This window comes from Ancylobacter sp. TS-1, from assembly GCF_009223885.1.
GTDB lineage: Bacteria > Pseudomonadota > Alphaproteobacteria > Rhizobiales > Xanthobacteraceae > Ancylobacter.
Window position 1 is genome coordinate 2,645,150 of record NZ_CP045144.1, and the last position, 19,385, is coordinate 2,664,534.

18 protein-coding genes are annotated in these 19,385 nt (G+C 70.0%); 12 read left to right on the forward strand and 6 right to left on the reverse strand.

Features of this window, described 5'->3' with window-relative positions:
* Positions 1–50: 50 nt before the first annotated feature.
* Both GBB76_RS12445 and GBB76_RS12450 read left to right on the forward strand, forming a co-directional pair.
* Positions 51–1,163: a sensor histidine kinase gene (locus GBB76_RS12445; RefSeq protein ID WP_152303595.1), complete on the forward strand. Its 1,113-nt coding sequence runs from the start codon at positions 51–53 to the stop codon at positions 1,161–1,163.
* Positions 1,148–1,858 (forward strand): LytTR family DNA-binding domain-containing protein, encoded by a 711-nt coding sequence (locus GBB76_RS12450; protein WP_152303596.1) that lies wholly within the window; start codon positions 1,148–1,150, stop codon positions 1,856–1,858. Before GBB76_RS12445 ends, GBB76_RS12450 begins: the two co-directional genes overlap by 16 nt.
* 22 nt (positions 1,859–1,880) lie before the next feature.
* Here GBB76_RS12450 and GBB76_RS12455 read toward each other — a convergent pair whose 3' ends face one another.
* From GBB76_RS12455 to GBB76_RS12465, 3 genes are all read right to left on the reverse strand, one after another.
* A complete protein-coding gene (locus tag GBB76_RS12455) occupies positions 1,881–2,570 on the reverse strand; it encodes a YoaK family protein (RefSeq protein ID WP_152303597.1) in 690 nt (229 codons plus the stop codon).
* Positions 2,571–2,712: 142 nt separating this feature from the next.
* Positions 2,713–3,294 carry a biliverdin-producing heme oxygenase gene (locus tag GBB76_RS12460; protein WP_152303598.1) on the reverse strand — a complete coding sequence of 194 codons (582 nt, stop codon included), beginning with the start codon at positions 3,292–3,294 and terminating at the stop codon, positions 2,713–2,715.
* Between the two features lie 38 nt (positions 3,295–3,332).
* Positions 3,333–5,576 (reverse strand): TonB-dependent hemoglobin/transferrin/lactoferrin family receptor, encoded by a 2,244-nt coding sequence (locus tag GBB76_RS12465; protein ID WP_246668908.1) that lies wholly within the window; start codon positions 5,574–5,576, stop codon positions 3,333–3,335.
* A 422-nt stretch (positions 5,577–5,998) separates the two neighbouring features.
* Between GBB76_RS12465 and GBB76_RS12470 the strand changes: the two genes are divergently transcribed.
* From GBB76_RS12470 to GBB76_RS12480, 3 genes are all read left to right on the forward strand, one after another.
* Complete coding sequence (locus GBB76_RS12470; RefSeq protein WP_152303599.1) at positions 5,999–7,513, forward strand: MFS transporter; 1,515 nt, start codon at positions 5,999–6,001, stop codon at positions 7,511–7,513.
* Positions 7,514–7,690: 177 nt separating this feature from the next.
* Complete coding sequence (locus GBB76_RS12475; protein WP_152303600.1) at positions 7,691–8,824, forward strand: catalase family peroxidase; 1,134 nt, start codon at positions 7,691–7,693, stop codon at positions 8,822–8,824.
* Positions 8,821–9,384: a cytochrome b gene (locus tag GBB76_RS12480; RefSeq protein WP_152304866.1), complete on the forward strand. Its 564-nt coding sequence runs from the start codon at positions 8,821–8,823 to the stop codon at positions 9,382–9,384. Before GBB76_RS12475 ends, GBB76_RS12480 begins: the two co-directional genes overlap by 4 nt.
* A gap of 100 nt (positions 9,385–9,484) precedes the next feature.
* Here GBB76_RS12480 and GBB76_RS12485 read toward each other — a convergent pair whose 3' ends face one another.
* A complete protein-coding gene (locus tag GBB76_RS12485; protein ID WP_162375581.1) occupies positions 9,485–10,366 on the reverse strand; it encodes a helix-turn-helix domain-containing protein in 882 nt (293 codons plus the stop codon).
* 323 nt (positions 10,367–10,689) lie between these two features.
* On the opposite strand from GBB76_RS12485, the gene GBB76_RS12490 reads away from it, so the two are divergent.
* From GBB76_RS12490 to GBB76_RS12515, 6 genes are all read left to right on the forward strand, one after another.
* A complete protein-coding gene (locus GBB76_RS12490) occupies positions 10,690–11,886 on the forward strand; it encodes an HlyD family secretion protein (RefSeq protein WP_152303602.1) in 1,197 nt (398 codons plus the stop codon).
* A gap of 11 nt (positions 11,887–11,897) precedes the next feature.
* Positions 11,898–13,475 (forward strand): DHA2 family efflux MFS transporter permease subunit, encoded by a 1,578-nt coding sequence (locus tag GBB76_RS12495; protein ID WP_152303603.1) that lies wholly within the window; start codon positions 11,898–11,900, stop codon positions 13,473–13,475.
* 151 nt (positions 13,476–13,626) lie between these two features.
* Positions 13,627–15,111 (forward strand): nitrogen regulation protein NR(II), encoded by a 1,485-nt coding sequence (locus GBB76_RS12500; RefSeq protein ID WP_152303604.1) that lies wholly within the window; start codon positions 13,627–13,629, stop codon positions 15,109–15,111.
* The gene (locus tag GBB76_RS12505; protein ID WP_152303605.1) at positions 15,108–15,764 is read left to right on the forward strand and encodes a response regulator transcription factor; all 657 of its coding nucleotides are present in this window, start codon (positions 15,108–15,110) and stop codon (positions 15,762–15,764) included. The genes GBB76_RS12500 and GBB76_RS12505 overlap by 4 nt, the downstream gene beginning before the upstream one ends.
* Before the next feature lie 120 nt (positions 15,765–15,884).
* The gene (locus GBB76_RS12510; RefSeq protein WP_152303606.1) at positions 15,885–16,256 is read left to right on the forward strand and encodes a response regulator transcription factor; all 372 of its coding nucleotides are present in this window, start codon (positions 15,885–15,887) and stop codon (positions 16,254–16,256) included.
* A gap of 60 nt (positions 16,257–16,316) precedes the next feature.
* A complete protein-coding gene (locus GBB76_RS12515) occupies positions 16,317–16,856 on the forward strand; it encodes a hypothetical protein (protein ID WP_202911097.1) in 540 nt (179 codons plus the stop codon).
* A gap of 25 nt (positions 16,857–16,881) precedes the next feature.
* Here the strand turns inward: GBB76_RS12515 and GBB76_RS12520 are convergent, their stop codons facing one another.
* Positions 16,882–18,132 carry a lipase family protein gene (locus tag GBB76_RS12520; RefSeq protein ID WP_152303607.1) on the reverse strand — a complete coding sequence of 417 codons (1,251 nt, stop codon included), beginning with the start codon at positions 18,130–18,132 and terminating at the stop codon, positions 16,882–16,884.
* Between the two features lie 294 nt (positions 18,133–18,426).
* Between GBB76_RS12520 and GBB76_RS12525 the strand changes: the two genes are divergently transcribed.
* On the forward strand, positions 18,427–18,621 hold the full coding sequence (locus tag GBB76_RS12525; protein WP_152303608.1) for a hypothetical protein: 195 nt from the start codon (positions 18,427–18,429) through the stop codon (positions 18,619–18,621).
* A gap of 122 nt (positions 18,622–18,743) precedes the next feature.
* Here GBB76_RS12525 and GBB76_RS12530 read toward each other — a convergent pair whose 3' ends face one another.
* Complete coding sequence (locus GBB76_RS12530) at positions 18,744–19,358, reverse strand: TetR/AcrR family transcriptional regulator (protein ID WP_152303609.1); 615 nt, start codon at positions 19,356–19,358, stop codon at positions 18,744–18,746.
* Between the last annotated feature and the right edge of the window lie 27 nt (positions 19,359–19,385).

The following is a 19,385-nucleotide window of genomic DNA, read 5'->3' on the forward strand; positions in this document are numbered from 1 at the left end:
AAGATGCCATTGCCTAGGCTTCGCATCACCTCGGCGGCAGCACCAAGTCGATGAACGGGACGCAGAAATCGACGAAGCCGCCGCGGCTCCGGTTCGGCCTGTCGCCGTTCCTGCGGATCCAGATCATCGGCTGGGCGCTTTTCGCCCTGATCGATCTGGTCAACCGGCAGCTCGCCTATCTCGACATCGCCGCCGCCGTCGCGCTCACCGCCATCGTCTACCCGACGATGATCGTGCTCTCGGTCGCGCTGCGCCGCATCTATGACCGCCATTTCGCCAGCACCGTGCTCAGCCTGCCGACCCTGTTCGCGATGGCGCTGCTCGCCTCGGCGGGCGCGGCGGTCGTCGTCGGGATGCTGACGGGCGCGCGCGCAACGTTCGGCTGGAGCATTCCGAACTGGCGGCCGCTGGAGGAAATCGCGCTCCCCTTCTTCCACTACGCGATCTGCCTGTTCGGCTGGAGCCTGCTCTATTTCTGGATTCGCGCGGACCGGCTGCGGCGGATGGAGCATGAGGCCGCCATCGCGGCGCAGGCCGATGCCCTGCGCGCCGAGATCCAGCAGCTACGCCTGCAGATCAACCCGCATTTCCTGTTCAACGCGCTGAACGGAATCGCCGAGGAGGTGCCCGAGCATCCAGCGACCGCGCTCGAAATGCTGCGCGACCTGACCGACTATCTGCGCCATGTGCTCGCCGGCATCCGTACCCCGGTGGTCACCGTCGAAGCCGAGGTCGAGGCGCTCACCGCCTATCTGCGCATCCAGCAGGCGCGCTTCGGCGCGCGGCTGCGCACGCGGGTGGAGATGGACCCCGCCGCCGCCGGCCGCCGCATCGCCAACAGCCTGTTGCAGCCGCTGGTGGAGAACGCCGTGGAGCATGGTGACCGCAGCGAGGTGCTCGACGTGGTGCTGCGCATCGACCTCGCGGGCGACGGGTTGCGGATCGCGGTCGAGAACAGCGGTTCGCTCACCCCCAGGCACCGCAAGCGCGCCTCGCATGGCCTGGGCCTTGCAAATCTTCGGCGCCGGCTCGACGTCCACTACCCGCACCGCCACGTCTTCAGCCTCGACGCCAGCGGGTGCGCGGATGAGGCCGCAGACGGGGGCGGGGTGCGCGTGGCCGCGACGCTGCTGCTGGAGGGCGAGCCGTGCTCCGCGTCCTGATCGCCGATGACGAACCGCTGGCCCGGCGCGCCCTGCGCCGCCTGCTGGAGCCGCACGCCGATGTCGACTGCATCGGCGAGGCCGACAGCCTCGCCCGGACCATCGACCTCGTCGTCCGTGAGCGCCCCGACCTGGTTCTCCTCGACATCGAGATGAACGATGGCGACGGCTTCAAGCTGTTCGCCGCCATCCCCTCCCCGCCCCGGGTGATCTTCGTCACCGCCTTCGCCGAATATGCCGTCGACGCCTTCGAGGTGGAGGCGGTCGACTATCTGCTCAAGCCCGTGGCGCAGGCGCGCTTCGACGCCGCGCTGGAGCGGGCCCGCCGTCTCGTCCCGCTCCCCGACCGGGACGGCGGCATGATCGAACTGCGCGCGCCGGCCCGCATCGTGCGGGCGCGACCGGCCGACATCCTGGCCGTGCGCGCGGAGGGCGATTTCAGCCATGTCCATTTCGCCGACCAGTCGCCGCTGATGATCCTGCGCAGCATCGGGCAGTTCGAAGCCGAGCTGCCCGCACCGCCCTTCCTGCGGCTCGGGCGCTCGATCATCGTCAATTGCGACCGCGTGCGCGGCCTCGAGACGCGCTCGCGCGACGAGACCCGTCTCCTGCTGCAGGGCCTGGCCGAACCGATCGGGCTCGGCCGCGCGGCGGCGGCGCGGCTCAAGCAGGCGCTGGCGGCGCGGCGCGGCTGATCTTGTGTCTGATCCGGAGGCGTCAGCCCTTGGCGGGGGCGGCCGGCGCCGGGGGCGGCAGGGCGAATATCTCGGCCAGCGCCACCAGCGGCGGCACCAGGAAGCACCACACGCCGACCGCGAGATAGAACACCGCCGCCGCCGCGCAGCCGGCGCAGAAGCTGGCGAGGAAGAGGCCGAAGCGGCGCAGCCGGTCGCGCACCTGCGCCGGGTCGATGCCGGCCCGCGGCTTCCACAGATGCGCCGCGTCCAGCAGCAGCTGGGTGATGGTGCCGGTCATGACCGTCGAGGGCGGCGCGTCGGTCAGATGCGTGCGGTGGAGCGCGTTCTGCAGCGCCATGGCACTGACCAGCGTCATCCCCATCATCACGGCACTGGGCGAATCGGCCAGCTCCGGCACGCCGAACTGGATGGCGACCAGCGCGGCATGGGCGAGCAGGACGAGCTTGGCGGCCATCAGGATGCGGAAATCGTCCTGTCCCCGCTCGGCCATGGCGTGGCTCAAGAGCCGCGCGCAGACCACCACGAAGGCGAACACCGGCACCGCGATGATCTTGGAGATGGACGGCATGCGTCCATCCGCGATCGCGGCGGCGAAGGTGACGATGTTGCCGGTGACGTGCGCGGTGAACAGGCCATGAAGGGTGACGAAGCCCGCCGTGTCCACGAAGCCCGCATTGAAGCAGAGCAGGCTGGGGAGAAGGCGCTTCATGGGCGAATCGGACCGGCGGGAGGGCGCGGGGATCCTTAGCCCGGACCGGCCGCGATGCAAGGCCGGACGGCCCGCCGGCCCGTGCCGCCCCGTGGAGTCGTCGCCCCGCGCTCCCGGCGGCGGGGCGACGACGCGGGCGGGATCAGCCCAGTTCCTCGCCGATCAGCGCCTCGACATGGTTGAAGGCGGCCGTGGCCGCCGCCTCGATGCGGCGCTCCTCGTCCTCCGTCAGCTCCGCCGCGTCCAGCGCGGCGGTGAAGCGGCGCCAGTGCAGCGCGCGCCCTTCCGGATGGCCGGCGAGATGGCGCGCGCCATGCTCACTCGAATAGCCGATCTTGGCGGCTTCCTTGGCGAGAATGGCGGCGCCCATGTTGGAGCCCTCGACGACATAGAGCCAGCCGAGCGCCTCGGCCCGTCCGAGCGCGGGACCGGGCGGCGCTTCCGGCGGCACCAGCCCGAGATCGCCGAAATCGGCCTCCAGCGCCGCCAGCCGCGAGCGGTCCGCGAGGTTCGGCAGCAGCGGCTGCAGCGCCGGGTCGGCGTAGAGCGTCTCCACCCGGCGGTGGAGACGGTACTGGAACCGCAGGAAGTCGGCATATTTTGCCGGCGTCGCGAACGGCGCGGCCTGCATCACACCCGTGTCGACGCGCTCATGCGCGGCGGCGGAGACGGCCTTGAGACGCCGGGCGCGGCTGGGCGCCTCGGCATCGGTGACAGACGACATGCTCTTGCTCCTCTCACTCCCGCGTCGCGGGAGACTCTTCACTTCACGTAGGCCGGATCCGAGAGCCCGGCCGTCTGCCCGCCGCCGAAGCGCAGCGTGAGCGCGCCCTTCACGGTCAGGCCGGCGCTCGGCAGGAAGTTCTCGTACTGGGTGTACTGCTCGTCGAGCAGGTTCTCGACTGAGAGCCGCCACAGCGTGTTCGGGTTGGGCTGGTAGCCGGCATAGACGCTGACCAGATTGAAGCTGTCGGTGGGCTCGTAGACCGAGTTGACCGGCAGGTCCGACGCCGTCACCGCCGCCACCGCCGTCCAGCGCACGGCAACGGTCAGCTTCTCCTCCATGAAGCGGAAGCCGAGCGTGGTGGTGACCTGGTCGGGCTGGATGGTCGAGAGCGGCTGGCCGGCGTCCACGCCGGCCGAAATCTCGCCTTCGCTCACCTGCCCCGAGAGGCCGACGAACCATTTGCGCGCGTCATAGGTGCCCTCGAATTCGAAGCCCTTGAGCCGCGCCTCCTGCACGTTCTGGTACTGCGCATAGCCCGGCACGCCCCAGTCGAAGGGGAAGCAGGTGGTCGGGCGGCCCGGAATGGGGCAGATCGTGCCGGTGGAGGAGCCGAACTCGACCAGCTCGATGTAGTTCTCCACGTCGTTCTGGTAGTAATTCAGCTTGGCGCGCAGCTTGTCGCCATCGAAGAACAGATTGTCCTTCTTGATGTTGATGCCGATTTCCTTGTTCTTGCCGGTTTCCGCCTGAAGGCTCGGATTGGGCAGGAAGTAGAACATGGTGCCGGGGGTGTCGAAGGGCAGCGGGTGCGGGCCGGAGACCAGCGCCTCGGTGACGGTCGGCGCGCGATAGCCCTCGGCATAGGTGCCGTAGAGGGTCAGCCACGACCACGGGGTGACGCCGAGGGTGAATTTGGGCGAGAGGCGCTCGCCGCTGGTGCCGCCGCCATCGTCGGAGTTCAGCGAATAGGCGTCGTAGCGCAGGGCGGCGATCGCCTCGAGCCAGGTCGAGTAATTGGCCTTCCACTGCACGAAGGCGCCGCCCACGCCCCGGTCGCCCGAGGGGTTGTAGCCCTCGCCGAAGCCGTAATCGTCGGTGTTGTCGATCTCGTCCTGGAAATAGTCGCCGCCATAGGTGATGGCGTTCGCCCAGTCCCCGCTGCCGAAGCGGCTGGTGTTGTTGGCGTCGAAGCCGACCGTGTCGATGACGAAGCTGCGCGGGTCGCCGACCGCGCCGGTGATGGGGTTCGACGAGCCGGTCGACTTCACCTGGTCCTGATCGACCTGGTTCCAGTAGACCGAGCTGCGCCAGTCGAACAGGTTGTCGTCCGGGTTCGAGTAGTTCCAGCTCGCCGTCACCGTCCGGTTGGCGGCGGTGGTGGAATAGACGGTCGCCGAATCGGCATCGGTCTGGGTGGAGAACTGCGTCTCGTAGTTCAGGGCGGTGAGCTTGACCTCGTGGAAGTCGGCCGGGCGGAAGGTGGCCTTGGCGATGCCCGTCCAGGTCTCGTAGCCGCTGTCCTGCACCACGTCGCCATTGCCGTCGGAATAGTCGTCGGCCTTGCGGTAGGTGGCGCCGACGAACAGGTCGACATTCTCGCCCACCTGCGTCGCGCCGAGCACCGAGGTGTAGCCCATGAAGCCGTTGCCGGCCGCCTCGCCGGTCGCCTCGACGCCCCATGTCTGGCCGGGGGCGATGATGTCGGCGGCATCCTTGGTCCGCATGGTGACGACGCCGCCGATGGCGCCCGAGCCGTAGATGTTCGACACCGGGCCGCGCACCACGTCGACATCGGCGATGAGGCCGGGCTCGACGAAGAAGCCGCCGGCGCCGGCATGGCCGAGCTGGTTGAAGTTCTGGCGCGCGCCGTCGACGATCACCGCCACGCGCCCGAAATCCTGCAGGCCGCGGATGTTGATCTGCGTCTGACTGGTGTTCGCATTCTGGATCGCCGTCGTGCCGGGCATGCCCTGGAACAGGTCGGCCGTGCGCGCGGGCATCAGCATGTCGAGCTGCTCGGAGCGGCGCACGGTGACGCCCGCCAGCGTGTCGATCCAGCTCTCGGCGGTGCGGGTGGCCACCACGGTGATGGGGTCAAGCTCGACGAACTCGTCCGTGGCGACGACCGCCGCCGTCGAGGCGGGGTCCTCCGCTGGCGCGGAAGCCTGCTGCGCCATCGCCGGGACGGCCGCCAGAAGGGCGAGCCACGAGACACCCCAGCCGGCGGTGCGGCCGAGAGTCGAGAGAAGGCGAAGGCGTCGGCCAGTCGTGCGCATCATTGTCCATCCCCGGGCCACGTCCGCCAGCGGCGCGGCCTTTCCCGTGGGCCCATTGCCCAGGCAGCCCCGGCTGCCCGGACGCTGCGGTAACGTCGATTGATGGACGGTTACGGCAAGTAATAAACAACGTCAAATCACGTATAAAGTCTATTTTTAGGAATTAAAATAAGTGTTCTTGTTTAGAACGTCTATAGGAGGAATTGGTTGAATCGTTCCAGTGAGGGAGACTTACTATTTCTGTAATAACTATAAATATGCATCTCACCGTTACATTGCAGACGCTCTACCCTCATACCGCGAACCCCGGCCGAATCGCGGGCCCCTTCGGTCACCGGACTCGCCCCGCGTCCCGGCATGGGTTATCCAGCCCTCCCCCGCGTCACGGCGGGGCCGGACGACCGGCGCAGGAGAGGCAAGGCATCATGGACACGGCGACGACCCGCTCCGTCCGCGCGACCCCGCGCGACTGGCTGGCGCTCGCCGTCATCGCGCTGCCCTGCCTCGTCTATGCGATGGACCTGACGGTCCTGAACCTCGCGGTTCCCCAGCTCGCGCTCGACCTGTCGCCCTCGGCCTCGCAGCTGCTCTGGATCATCGACATTTACGGCTTCATGGTCGCCGGCACGCTGATGCTGATGGGCACGCTCGGTGATCGCGTCGGCCGCCGCCGGCTGCTGCTGATCGGCGCGGCGGCCTTTGCCTGCGCCTCCGGGCTGGCGGCGCTGGCACGCAGCGCCGAACAGCTCATCCTCGCCCGCGCCCTGCTCGGCATCGCCGGGGCGACGCTGGCGCCCTCGACGCTCTCGCTGATCCGCAACATCTTCCTCGACGACCGCGAGCGCACCTTCGCCATCGGCGTGTGGATCGCCTGCTTCTCCTCCGGCGCGGCGCTCGGCCCGCTGGTGGGCGGGGTGATTCTCACCTATTTCTCGTGGCCGGCCGTGTTCCTCGCCGCGATTCCGGTGATGCTCGGCCTTCTCGTCGTCGGGCCGCTGCTGCTGCCGGAATTCCGTGACGAGAGCGCCGGCCGGCTCGACATCCTCAGCGCCGCGCAGTCGATCCTCGCCGCGCTGGCGCTGATCTACGGCATGAAGCACGTCGCCGAGCACGGCCCCGGCGTCGAGGCGTTCGCGGCCATCGCGCTCGGGTTCGTCGTCGGCGCCCTGTTCGTCGCCCGCCAGAAGCGGCTCGCCGACCCGATGATCGACCTCGTCCTGTTCCGCCAGCCCGGCCTCGGCGCCGCGCTGGCGATCAACGTCACGGCCATGCTCGGCGCCATGGGCATCTTCGTGTTCATCTCGCAATATCTCCAGCTCGTGCTCGGCATGAGCCCGATGGAAGCCGGCCTGTGGACGGCTCCCTCCGGGGTCTGCTTCGCCATCGGATCGATGGCGACCCCGGCGCTGGTGCGGCGCTGGCGGCCGGTCGACGTGCTCTCGGTCGGCCTCGTCCTCGCCACGCTCGGCTTCGCGCTGCTGACCCGGCTCGATGCCGGCGCGCCGCTGCCGGTGCTGATGGGGGCCATCCCGCTGATCTGCCTCGGCCTCGCCCCCGTCGGCACCATCACCACCGACCTCGTGATGCGCCTCGCCCCGCCCGAGCGGGCGGGCGCCGCCTCGGCGGTGTCGGAGACCAGCTTCGAGTTCGGCGGCGCGCTCGGCATCGCGGTGCTGGGCAGCCTGGTGGCGGCCAGCTACCGCGTCGCCATGCAGGCCGTCGCCCCCGCCGGGTTTCCGACCGATCTGCTCGGCCCGGCGCAGCGCACCCTGGATGCCGCCGTGATCGCGTCGGCGAAACTCCCCGAAGCGGTCGCCCGGCCGCTGCTCGACGCCGCCCATGCCGCGTTCGGGCGGGCGGTCGACTACGCCGCGCTCGCCTGCGTGGCGGCGACGCTGCTGGCGCTGCTGATCGCGCGCACGCGGCTGCGCCGCATCTGACAAGGCTGAGCCGTATCTGAAAGGCCGGCTGCCCGAAGGCCGGCCGTTCGAAGCCGGTAGACCGCGCCGGGCCTCGCTCCTCTCCTGTTCCGTCGTGATCGCGCCACCGCCATGATGCGACGATCGGCGCCCGGCGCCAGGTTCCGGGCGCGACCTCTGACGCAGGAGATCGACCCGATGACCCCTCAAGACCCCGCACCTTCGCGCTACCGGCTATGGCCGCCGGGACCGCGCACCCTCGCCGGCCTCGGTGCCACCGGCCTCGTGCTGGCCACGGTGGCCGGCGCCTTCGCCTATACGGGCGGCTTCCTGTCGCCCGGCCGGCTGACGCAGGCGCGCATCATCGACCGCTTCGAGGCGGTCAACGGCGTGCATCCCGGCTTCCGGCGCAACCACGCCAAGGGCGTGTGCGTGACCGGCACCTTCGAGAGCAATGGCGCGGGCGCCCGCCTCTCCCGCGCCCGTGTGTTCGCGCCCGGCACGACCCCGGTCGTCGGCCGCTTCGCGGTCGGTATCGGCAAGCCCTTCCTGCCCGACAACGAGACCGAGGTGCGCAGCCTCGCGCTGAGCTTTCGCACCCCCGACGGGCAGGAGTGGCGCACCGGCATGAACGACATTCCGGTCTTTCCGGTCCGGACGCCGGAAGGCTTCTACGGCCTGCTGGCGGCCTCCGCCCCCGATCCGGCGACCGGCAAGCCGGATCCCGCCCGCATGAAGGCGTTTCTCGGTGCCCATCCCGAGACGGTGCGGGCGCTCGATCTCATCCACGCACGGCCCTTCTCCACCGGCTTCGCCAATGCCAGCTATAACGGGCTCGACGCCTTCCGCTTCCTTGACGCGGCCGGCCGCTCGACGCCGGTGCGCTGGTCGATGGTCGCGGTCGATCCCTATGTGGCGCAGGCACCGCAACCCGGCGCGGCGCGCGATCCCGACTACCTCTTCGACGACCTGCTGGCCCGGCTGGCGGCGGGTCCGCTGCGCTACCACCTCGTCGTGACGGTGGGCGAGAGCGGCGATCCGACCGGCGACGCGACCCTGCCCTGGCCGTCGGGGCGCGAGCAGATCGATGCCGGCACGCTCACCCTCGACCACGCCGAGGCCGAGGGCCCCGGCAATTGCCGCGACATCAATTACGACCCGCTGGTGCTGCCGGACGGGATAGCGCCCTCGGACGATCCGCTGCTGAGCGCCCGCTCGGCCGCCTATTCCGTCTCCTTCACCCGCCGCGCCGGCGAGGAGAAGTCGCCGAGCGAGGTCGCGGTGCCGCCCCCCTCGCCCGCCGACACCCCCAACCCTTCCACGGGAGGCTGACCATGAGCACGCTACGCTTTCCGCTTCTCTCGCGCCTTCTGCACTGGCTGATGGCGGCGATGATCCTCGCCATGCTGTTCATCGGCATCGGCATGGTGTCGTCGCTGGCCGATTATCACTGGCTGCTGTCCATCCACCGGCCGCTCGGCATCGCCATACTGGCGCTGGTGGCGGTGCGTCTGGCCAACCGGCTGATCAACCCGCCCCCGCCGCTGCCGGCCGACATGCCGGCGCCGATGCGGCTGGCCGCGCATGCCTCCCATGTCGCGCTCTATGCTCTGATGTTCGCCGTGCCGCTGGTCGGCTGGGCGATGCTGTCGGCGGCGCGCTACCCCGTGGTGCTCTACGGCACGCTCACCCTGCCGCCGATCCTGCCGCAGAACGCCATGGCCTATGCGTGGCTGAGGGAGACCCACACGGTGCTGGCCTTCGCGCTGTTCGCCGTCTTCCTGCTCCACCTTGCCGCCGCGCTCGCCCATGGCCTGGTGTTTCGCGACGGCGTGCTGCCCAGCATGGCCTCGCTGCGCGCCGGGCGCGGTCCCGCCGGCGAGCGGGGCTGAGCGCCGCGCGCAAGAAAAAGACCCCGGCTCGCGAGAGCCGGGGTCAAGTGGGGCTCCGGGGAAAGAGCCTGGGGGAAGGAAGAGAAGGTCGGCGCAGCGGTCAGTTGCGGGCGCGGTTGGCGCAGCGCCACTGATAGGGGGTGTCGCCCACGAAACGACGGAACACGGTGGTGAAGTGCGCCTGGGTCTGGAAGCCGACCGCGAGCGCGATCTCCACCAGCGGATCGCGGGTTTCCAGCAGCATCTGCTGGGCGCGCTCGACGCGGCGGCGCAGCAGGAATTCGTGCGGGCGCATGCCGGTGGCGACGCGGAACTGGGCGGCGAAGTGCATGCGGCTGAGACCGGCGGCGGCGGCCATGCCGGCCAGCGTGACGCTCTCGCCGATATTCTCCTCGATATAGGCGGTGACACGCTTGAACCGCCACTTGGGCAGGCCGGATTTGGGCCGGCGCGGCGCGGTGGCCGGGGTCTCGGTGGGAGCCTCGATCCGGCCGATTTCGTCGGCGCGGGGGGCGTCCTGCGTCTGCGCGCCGCCAAGGTCCGGCGTGCTGAGCAGGCGGGTGACGATGGCGAGGCGCAGCGCGTCGGCATAGAGCCCGCCGAATTCGCGGCCCTCATGCTCGGCCGCCTCGAGAGCCCGCGACAGGCGGCGGACCACCGGGTCGGCGGCGTGTGTGCCCGTGTCCCGGCCATGGCCGGAAAGCAGCCCGGCGCAGCGGCCCATGCCGTCCGGCGTGACCTCGAGGCGGATCGTCTCGGCCTCGTCGCCAAAGGCGAAATCGGGGGTCGCCGCCGAGGCGGTACCGATGGCGACCACGACGCCCATATGGCCGAGGCGCACCGAGAAGCCGTCGTCCGGCAGATCGGACGGGGCGGGTCGGCGGGCGGGGGCGGCAAGGCCGGCGAGGGAATAGGTGGAAACCGGCGCGTCGGCACGGCGCGACTGGAAACGGCTTGCGGTCGGCGAAACGTGAATCGACATGGCCTGGACTCCATCGTCCTCGAAGCGGGAGGCGGGGCCGGACATTGCGTGGGGAAGAGGTCGGCCCGGGAGGGCTGAGCACCTTCTCCGGCGGCCCGTCCGGGCAGCGCCTGGTGATGGAATGAAGACTATCGACCGGGGGAAATGCCTCCATTCTACGTGGGTTTGGCGCCCTATATGATGAGTTTGCACGGTCCATACTTTGGTATGGTCGGGGCCGGCGACGCGGGTGCGTTTGAGAAAGCCGCGTGGCGAGGGGAAAGACCCGCCGGTGGGGGCGGCGCAGCTTTCGGTGAACATCACCCGAACGCTGGAGCGACGCCATGAACGCAGCCACAGACCCGGCCAAGCTGGATGCCCGCCCGTTGGCGACGCCTCCGGCCGACCTGCCGCTCTCCACCCCGCCCCTTGCCACTGATCGTCTTGCCGCCGCGCCCCCGGCCGGGACGCCCGCCGCCCACACCGCCGGCCGGCTGCGGCGCCGCGTCCTGATCGGCGTCGGGGCGCTCGCGCTCATATCCGCGCTGTCATTTGCCGGCTATGAATACTGGACGACGTGGCGCTTCGAGGTGTCGACGGACGACGCCTATGTGCAGGCGGATGTCGTTACGATCGCGCCGCAGGTCTCGGGCTACCTGACCACGGTCAACGTCACCGACAACCAGGCCGTACACAAGGGCGACGTCCTCGCTACCATCGATCCGCGCGACTATCAGGCGGCGGTCGACCAGGCGAGCGCCGACGTGGCGCAGGCCCGCGCCACCATCGACGACCACGCCGCGCAGATCGACGAGCAGCAGGCGCTCATCGCCGAGGCAAAGGCGCAGATCGAGTCCGACCAGGCCGCCCTCACCTTCGCGCAGCAGAACAACGAGCGCTTCGCCAAGCTGGCCAAGGACGGCTACGGGCCGATTGAGACGGCCCAGCAGACCGTGTCGCAGATCGGCCAGGCGCAGGCCGTGCTGGCGCGCGACACCGCCGCGCTCGACGCCGCGCAGAAGCAGGTGGCGACGCTTACCGCCCAGCTTGCCGAGGCGCGCGCGACCCTTGGCCATAACGAGGCGGCGCTCGACACCGCGCGGCTGAACCTCGGCTACACCGTGCTGCGCGCGCCGGTCGACGGCGTGGTGGGCGCCCGCACGCTGCGGGTCGGCCAGTTCGTCGAGCCCGGCAACCAGCTCCTCGCCGTGGTGCCGCTGCAGGCGACCTACATCATCGCCAACTACAAGGAGACGCAGCTCACCGACGTTCAGCCGGGCCAGCCTGTGACCGTCTCGGTCGACACCTTCCCCGGCGTCGGCGTGCGTGGCTTCGTCACCAGCCTCGCCCCGGCGAGCGGGCAGGAATTCGCCCTGCTGCCGCCCGACAACGCCACCGGCAACTTCACCAAGATCGTCCAGCGCATCCCGGTGCGGGTCGACATCGACCCCACCGATCCGCTCGCCGGCCGCCTGCGCCCCGGCATGTCGGTGACGACAACCATCCGCGTCGACGGCGCCCCCGCCGGCACGGCACGCTGAGGAGCCCCGCCATGGCCAATGCCGTCGCCCTCCCCCCCGGCGCCTTGCCGGTGCCCGCTGCCCGCCCGCAGGGCGCCAGCCTCGCCACCTGGATCGCCGTGTGCGGCTGCTTGCTCGGCGCCCTGATCGCGGTACTGGACATCCAGATCACCAATTCCTCGCTGCCGCAGATCGAGGGCGGCATCGGCACAGGCTCCGACAACGGCACCTGGATCTCCACCTCCTATCTGATCGGCGAGATCATCATGATCCCGCTGACCGACTACTTCACGCGGGTGTTCGGCTTCCGCCGCTTCATCCTCGCCGCGACCAGCCTGTTCCTCGTCTTCTCGATCGCCTGCGCCTTCGCCACCAATCTGAACCAGATGATCGCCTCGCGCGGGCTGCAGGGTTTCTTCGGCGGCTGCCTCATCCCGCTCGCCTTCACCAGCGTGCTCACCCGGCTGCCGGCGCACCAGCGACCCATCGGGCTCGCCGCCTTCGCGCTCACCGCCACCTTCGGCCCGGCCATCGGCCCGACCGTCGGCGGCTATCTCACCGAGCAATATGGCTGGCCCACCATCTTCTTCATCAACCTCGTTCCCGGCGCGGCGATGCTGGGGCTGCTCATGCCGACGCTGGAGCGGAGCCCGATGCGGCTCTCCCTGCTGCGCGAGGGCGACTGGTGGGGCATCGCCTTCATGGCGGTCGGCCTCGCCTGCCTGCAGACCGTGCTCGACGAGGGCAACAAGGACGACTGGTTCGGCTCGCCGCTCATCGTGCGGCTGTCGGTCATCGCGGCGGTGTGCCTCGCCGTCTTCATCGTCATCGAGTTCCGGGTGGAAAAGCCGATCATCCAGCTTCGCCTGCTGGCGCGGCGCAACTTCGCGCTCGGCATCCTCGCCAACACCATCGTCGGCTTCGCGCTGTTCGGCTCGGTCTATGTGCTGCCGACCTATCTCGACGCGGTGCAGGGCTACAGCGCGCAGCAGATCGGCGCGGTTCTCGGCTGGGTGGGACTGCCGCAGCTCCTCATCATCCCCTTCGTGCCGGCGCTGATGAAGCGCATCGACGCGCGGCTTATGGTGATGATCGGCCTCGCCATCTTCGCGGCGAGCTGCTTCATGAACACCCATCTGAGCTTCGACGATGGCGGCGACCAGCTCATGACCACCAACATCGTGCGCGCGTTCGGCCAGGCCATCGTGCTCTCGCCGCTCGCCAACATCACCATGTCCGGCATGCCGGCGGAATTCTCCGGCCAGGCGTCGGGGCTGTTCAACATGATGCGCAGCCTGGGCGGCGCCATCGGCACGGCGATCCTCGCCACCATCATCACCAAGCGCGAGCAGTTCCATTCCAACATCATCGGCCAGTCGGTCACGCCCTATGGCGGGACGGTGCGCGCCTACCTGACCGACATGCAGCACTACTTCATGAGCCACGGCATGACGGACCCTGCGAGCGCCTATCACCAGGCGCAGATACAGCTCGGCCAGCTGGTGCACCAGCAGGCGCTGATCATGGGATTCTCCGACACCTTTGCCGTGCTCGGCAGCGTGCTTCTCGTCGCCGCGGCCGCCGTCGCCCTCACCCGCCGGCCGGCCTGAGCCCCTACCGGCGCCGTGCGATTCCGCCATCGCACGGCACGGGGGAAAGACCGCGCCGTCTCCCGCCGGCAATCTCGCGCCCTCGCCCGTGCTCGCCTAGAGTAACGCCGTCCGGAAACGCCGGCGGAGCCTGCCCGGCACGGGGGAGACGATGTTCATCTCGAAAGGCGCCAACGTGGACGAGAGGCCGTCAAGCCGGTGGTTCATGCCGGTCATCGCCGCCCTGCTTGCGGCGGCGATCTTCATGATCGACACCTTCTCCTCGCTCGATATGGCGATCGCGGTCCTCTACGTGGTCGTGGTGCTGCTCTCGGCGACCTATTCCGACCGCCGCAGCCTGCTGGTCATCGCCGGCCTGTGCGTCGGCCTCACCGTCCTCAGCTTCGTCATCATGCATGCCGACGACGTCGACATCGGCTCGACCATGCGCGCGCTGGTGTCGATCTCCGCCATCACGGTGACGACGCTGCTGTGCCTGGAGAACCAGATCGCCACCCAGTCGCTGCGTTCGCAGGCGGACCTTCTGGATCTCACCCATGACGGCATTTTCGTGCGCGACACCTCCGACACCGTGCTCTACTGGAGCCACGGCGCCGAGCGGCTCTATGGCTGGACGCGCCAGGAAGCCGTCGGCCAGCCGGCCAGCGCCCTGCTGAAGACCGTCTTCCCCGAGCCGCTCGCCGACATCCGTTCCGAACTGTTCGCCACCGGCCGCTGGGAGGGCGAGCTCGTCCACACCCGCAAAAGCGGCGAGCAGGTCACGGTGATGAGCCGTTGGTCGCTCCAGCGCGACGAGAAGGGCCGCCCGCTGGCGGCGATGGAGACCAACAGCGACATCAGCGAGCACAAGAAGGCCGAGAACGCGCTCAACCAGACCCGGGCGGAACTGGCCCATGTCACCCGCGTCACCACCATGGGCGAGCTTACCGCCTCCATCGCCCACGAGGTCAACCAGCCGCTGGCGGCAGTGGTGACGAATGGCGAGGCGTGCCTGCGCTGGCTCGGCCGCGCCGAACCCGATGTCGGCGAGGCGCGCGCCTCGGTCGAGCGCATGATCGCCAATGGACGGCGCGCCAGCGACGTCGTCGCACGTCTGCGCTCGCTCGCCCGGCGCGACGAGCCGGAGAAATTCCCGGTCCACGTCAACGAGGTGATCGACGAGGTGCTGCCGCTGATCGAGAGCGAGCGCACCGGGCAGCATGTGGCGCTCGATCTGGCGCTCGCCGACACGCTGCCGCCGGTTCTCGGCGACCGCGTGCAGCTTCAGCAGGTGGTGCTCAACCTGATGCTCAACGCCGTGCAGGCGATGGCCGCCATCCGTGCGGAGCGCCGGCAGCTCTGGATCGCCACGCGCCTCGAGCCCCGCCCGGACGGGGGCTGCGTCGTCGTCGAGGTGCGCGACAGCGGGCCGGGTGTCGACGCCGAGAGCCTTCCCAAGCTTTTCAACGCCTTCTACAGCACCAAGAAGGATGGCATGGGCATGGGGCTTTCCATTTCACGCTCGATCATCGAGGCGCATGGCGGCCGCATCGCCGCCGCCCGCGCCGATCAGGGCGGCATGCTGTTCACGGTCGCGCTTCCGGCGTCCGGGGACGAACCGACAAAGAGCCACCTGCCGAAGGAAAGAGTGTCGTGATCAGCCGAGCGCCCGCCCGTCCGCCCGCGCCGCCCGCCGACCCGCTCGTCATCGTCGTCGACGACGATGCGGGGTTGCGGGAGGCGCTCTCCAGCCTGTTCCGCTCGGTCGGGCTGCAGGTGCAGCTCTTTGCCTCGACGGCCGAGCTGACCGCGCAGAAGCTGGCGGACGTGCCGCGCTGCCTCGTGCTCGACATCCGCCTGCCGGGCGTCAGCGGCCTCGATTTCCAGAGCCAGCTCGCCCGGCTCGACATCGACATGCCGATCATCTTCATGACCGGCCACGGCGATATCCCGATGACCGTGCGGGCGATGAAGGCGGGGGCGGTCGACTTCCTCACCAAGCCGTTCCGCGACCAGGACATGCTCGACGCGGTGGCCACCGCCATCGCCGTCGACCGCGAGCGGCGCGAGGCGCACAAGGCGGTCTCCGGCGTGCAGGCGCTCTACGAGACGCTGAGCCCGCGCGAGAAGCAGGTGATGGCGCTCGTCACCTCGGGCCTGATGAACAAGCAGGTCGCCGCCGAGGTCGGCCTGAGCGAGATCACGGTGAAGATCCACCGCGGCCATGTGATGCGCAAAATGGGCGCCCAGTCGCTCGCCGATCTGGTGCGGATGGCCGAAACGTTGGGTCTTTCCAGCTCAAAGAGATAATTCGACAAACCTGCGTATAATTCGAAGAAGGGCGGCTCGGGTCTATATCTGGCGCAACCCGACAGCGCAGCGCCGCTCCGGAAGCTCCAGACGAGGTGTCCAGAAGTGTCCTCCATTCCGATGATCACGATCATCGATGACGACGAGTCCGTGCGGACCGCCACCGAAAGCCTTGTCCGCTCGCTCGGCTTCACCGCGCGTACCTTCGCCTCGGCCGAGGATTTTCTTGCCTCGCCGCTGCGGGGCGAGACCGATTGCGTGATCACCGACGTGCAGATGCCGGGCATGAGCGGCGTCGAGCTTCAGAGCCACCTGCGCGCCCATGGCGACCGCACCCCGCTGATCTTCATCACCGCCTTTCCCGAGGAGCGCATCCGCCGTCAGGTCGATGCCGGCGGCGCCTTCGGCTTTCTCGCCAAGCCCTTCGACGGCAACGCCATGATCGACTGCCTCGACCGGGCGCTCGGCGTGCGCAACGGCGCCGACGCCTGAGCCGACTCCCATGCGGCGGCGGATGACCGCGCCGCATTCCGCGTGCATCATCGCGCCGACATGCTCGTTCCCCGTCCCTCTTCCGGCGCGCGCCGGCGCCACCCGCTGCTGGTCGTCCCCGCCTTCCTGTTCCGGCTGGTCTGCGCCCTCGTCATCATCCTCGACGAGCTGGTGCGGCCGATCTATCGCCCGCTCCTCGCCCGCCTCGCGGCGCTGCGCATCATGCAGGCCTTCGAGCGCTGGGTCGCGCGCCTGCACCCCTTCGCGGTGCTGGCCCTGCTGGCCATTCCCTACGCCATCGTCGAGCCGCTGAAATTCGTCGGCCTGATCTGGATCGCCAATGGCTGGGAAAAGCGCGGCACCGCGCTGTTCCTGGTCGCCTATCTCGTCAGCTTCGTGGTGATCGAGCGCGTCTTCACCGCCGGGCGCGGCCAGCTCATGACCATACCGTGGATGGCGTGGGTGATCGTGACGGCGAGCGCGGTGCAGCGGCGCATCTACGAGACCCTGCATCTCGACGCGGTGAAACGGCGGATCGCCGGGCAGCTGCGCCGCCTGCGCGCCGGACTGCGCGCGTGGCTGCGAGCTTGGCGGCGCTGACCGGCGGCCACCCCACCGCGCGGTCCTAACGCCGCGCCGTGTCCACCTGCCCGCAATCGCTGACCGGCCGCGCGCCCGACAGGCGGGCTGCGAGCCAGCCGGTCGCCCCGCCGGCGCTGGCGATCTCGGCGCCGCCATGGTCGGCGAAGGGCACTTCCTGATAGTCGAGCGCCACGCCGTCATGGCACAGGCGGCGGGCGAAATCGCGGGTGGCGGCGGGCGCGACCAGATCGTCGGCGTCGCCCTGCGCGAGGTAGACCGGCGCGCCTTGCCGCGCCGGCACCGAATTGGCCGCGATCAGCCGGCGCCATTCGGCGCGCTGCGTGGCGCCGGGCACAAGCAGCCCGCCCTCGCCGGCATAGGCGGCGGCGGCAAGACCGAGGGTCACCCGTTCGGGCAGGTCGGAGCTGCACAGCGAGGCGATGTGCTCCAGCGTCGGCATCGCCTGCGGGCGCACCACCTCGCCGATCGGCAGCCGGTAGGTGCGGCTCCAGGTGACCGCGGCGAAGGAGGCGACCACCTGCCCGGCCAGCGAGCCGATGTCGCCATTGAGAAGCCGGCGCAGCTCGGTCGGCGCGGAGACGGCGGCGACGCCCTCCAGCCGAAGCTCGGGGGCGTAGCTGCGCGCCACCGCCCCGGTGAACAGCGCCGCCTGCCCGCCTTCCGAGAAGCCCCAGCTGGCGAAGCGGCGGCCGGCCCGCAGGCCGGGCAGCGCCCGCGCGGCACGCACCGCGTCGATCATCGCATGCGCCTCGCTGGCGCCGACGAGATAGGGATGCTCGCGGCCGGCGCCGAGGCCCTGATAGTCGGTGGCGACCACCACGTCGCCATCGGCCAGCAGGCTCCCCAGCCCGGCGATCCGGGCGAAGTCGCGCTGGGGGAAGCGCGACGGCGCGCAGACCGGCGCGATGCCGGTGGTGCCGTGGCCCCATGTGACGACCGGGTGCGGCCCGGCGCCGGCCGGCGGCGCGGCGACGACGCCGGAGACGACGACCGGCTGGCCGGCGGCCCCGCGCGAACGGTAGAGAATGCGGTAGGCCGCCGCCGCGCCCCCGGGCGGGGCGACCGGCTCGGCGCGAAGGAGGGTGCCGGGCGGCCCGGCGATCTCGGAGGGGGCGACCGCGTAGAAGTCGGACGCCGCGCCGGCCTGCGCGGGCGCGGCCAGCAGGGAGAGCACCATCGCGCCAAGGCAGATCGCCGTCGCGGGCGTGCGGCTGAACGTGTTCGACGTCATCTTGTTCGACGTCACCTTGTTCGACGTCACCTCGCGCGGCATGGCCGGGCCCTCGCCTGTCGCCCGGCGGAGCGCCGGGCCGCACCGCCCCATCGGCGGCATGCCATTGGGACGCGCCGGTGCTCCCGCGTCTTTTCATTCCGCAGCGTCACGTTTGAAGGTGGCCGAATACGCAACCGGCCGCCATCGGCGCCGCACCTAACCGAAGATATGAGTCAACCAGCCCAAGTCGTCATCCGGCCACGCCTCGGGATGATTTCGGCCCGCCGCGCCGCCCCCTAGCTTGGAAACACGACGGGACACCCCCCCGGTCCCGGCGATCCCAGGAGAACTGTCATGAACAAGATCATCGCGCTCGCCATCCTGTCGGCCACCGTCGCCATGGGCGCGGCTTCCGCCGAGGCGGCCACCTATTCCTACCAGCCGTCCAAGACTGTCGTGTTCGAGGGCCGCAACGCCGCCGTCGCCACCGACAATGCCGCGACCGCCATTCGCGAGCAGGTCGAGGGCAACGCCCGCACGACCCGGTGACATTTTGCGGGCGACAGCCTGCAGCTGATATCCCGCACCCTCGCCCCGCGCACCCCCCGGCGCGGACGGTGGTCCCTCGGCCCGGTCGCAAGACCGGGCCGATCGCGTTTGCGGGGGCAGGCTCAGTCCGCCGTCCCTCGCCCGGAACCCAGCGCCGCGCGCACCAGCACCGCGGCGGCACGGCCGGCGCTGTGCATGTAGCTGGCGTCGCGATTGAGCAGCACCACGGCGAAGGCGCCGTCGATCAGCAGCATCACCTGCCGCGCCAGTTCGCGGGCGGCCGCGAGATCAAGGTCCTCCGGCGCCCCGGAGCCGGCGAACAGCGCGCACAGCCAGTCCTCCACCCGCCGCTTGTGGGCGCGCGCGGCGCGCATCGCGGGATGGCCGGGCAGGTTCACCAATTCGACCGAGGTGCGCAGGAAGCCGCAGCCCTTCCAGCGCGCGCTGAGGGCCGCGGCCGCCAGAGCGCCGAACAGCGCCTCGATACGGGCGGCGACGTCGCCCTCGGCCTGCGCGTAGTGGCGCTGGAACCAGGCGAGGTTCGGCTGGTCGCGCCGCTCCAGGGAGGCGGCGATCAGGTCGTCCTTGCTGCGAAAATGATAATATAGCGTGCGCTTGGTGACGCCGGCCTTCGCCGCCACCGCGTCCACGCTGACGGCGCGGATGCCCTCGCCGTGGAACAGCCTCCCGGCCGCCTGAAGGATGCGCTCGCGCGTCGGTGCGGGGACGGTCTCCATCCGGCCAAGGTATACTGACCAGTGAAT

What these genes read in the sequence shown, in the direction of transcription:
- GBB76_RS12445 (WP_152303595.1), top strand. Translation starts at nt 51, where the DNA reads ATGAACGGGACGCAGAAATCGACGAAGCCGCCGCGGCTCCGGTTCGGC.
- GBB76_RS12455 (WP_152303597.1), bottom strand. Translation starts at nt 2,570, where the DNA reads ATGAAGCGCCTTCTCCCCAGCCTGCTCTGCTTCAATGCGGGCTTCGTG.
- GBB76_RS12460 (WP_152303598.1), bottom strand. Translation starts at nt 3,294, where the DNA reads ATGTCGTCTGTCACCGATGCCGAGGCGCCCAGCCGCGCCCGGCGTCTC.
- GBB76_RS12465 (WP_246668908.1), bottom strand. Translation starts at nt 5,576, where the DNA reads ATGATGCGCACGACTGGCCGACGCCTTCGCCTTCTCTCGACTCTCGGC.
- GBB76_RS12470 (WP_152303599.1), top strand. Translation starts at nt 5,999, where the DNA reads ATGGACACGGCGACGACCCGCTCCGTCCGCGCGACCCCGCGCGACTGG.
- GBB76_RS12475 (WP_152303600.1), top strand. Translation starts at nt 7,691, where the DNA reads ATGACCCCTCAAGACCCCGCACCTTCGCGCTACCGGCTATGGCCGCCG.
- GBB76_RS12485 (WP_162375581.1), bottom strand. Translation starts at nt 10,366, where the DNA reads ATGTCGATTCACGTTTCGCCGACCGCAAGCCGTTTCCAGTCGCGCCGT.
- GBB76_RS12490 (WP_152303602.1), top strand. Translation starts at nt 10,690, where the DNA reads ATGAACGCAGCCACAGACCCGGCCAAGCTGGATGCCCGCCCGTTGGCG.
- GBB76_RS12495 (WP_152303603.1), top strand. Translation starts at nt 11,898, where the DNA reads ATGGCCAATGCCGTCGCCCTCCCCCCCGGCGCCTTGCCGGTGCCCGCT.
- GBB76_RS12500 (WP_152303604.1), top strand. Translation starts at nt 13,627, where the DNA reads ATGTTCATCTCGAAAGGCGCCAACGTGGACGAGAGGCCGTCAAGCCGG.
- GBB76_RS12510 (WP_152303606.1), top strand. Translation starts at nt 15,885, where the DNA reads ATGATCACGATCATCGATGACGACGAGTCCGTGCGGACCGCCACCGAA.
- GBB76_RS12515 (WP_202911097.1), top strand. Translation starts at nt 16,317, where the DNA reads ATGCTCGTTCCCCGTCCCTCTTCCGGCGCGCGCCGGCGCCACCCGCTG.
- GBB76_RS12520 (WP_152303607.1), bottom strand. Translation starts at nt 18,132, where the DNA reads ATGCCGCGCGAGGTGACGTCGAACAAGGTGACGTCGAACAAGATGACG.
- GBB76_RS12525 (WP_152303608.1), top strand. Translation starts at nt 18,427, where the DNA reads ATGAACAAGATCATCGCGCTCGCCATCCTGTCGGCCACCGTCGCCATG.
- GBB76_RS12530 (WP_152303609.1), bottom strand. Translation starts at nt 19,358, where the DNA reads ATGGAGACCGTCCCCGCACCGACGCGCGAGCGCATCCTTCAGGCGGCC.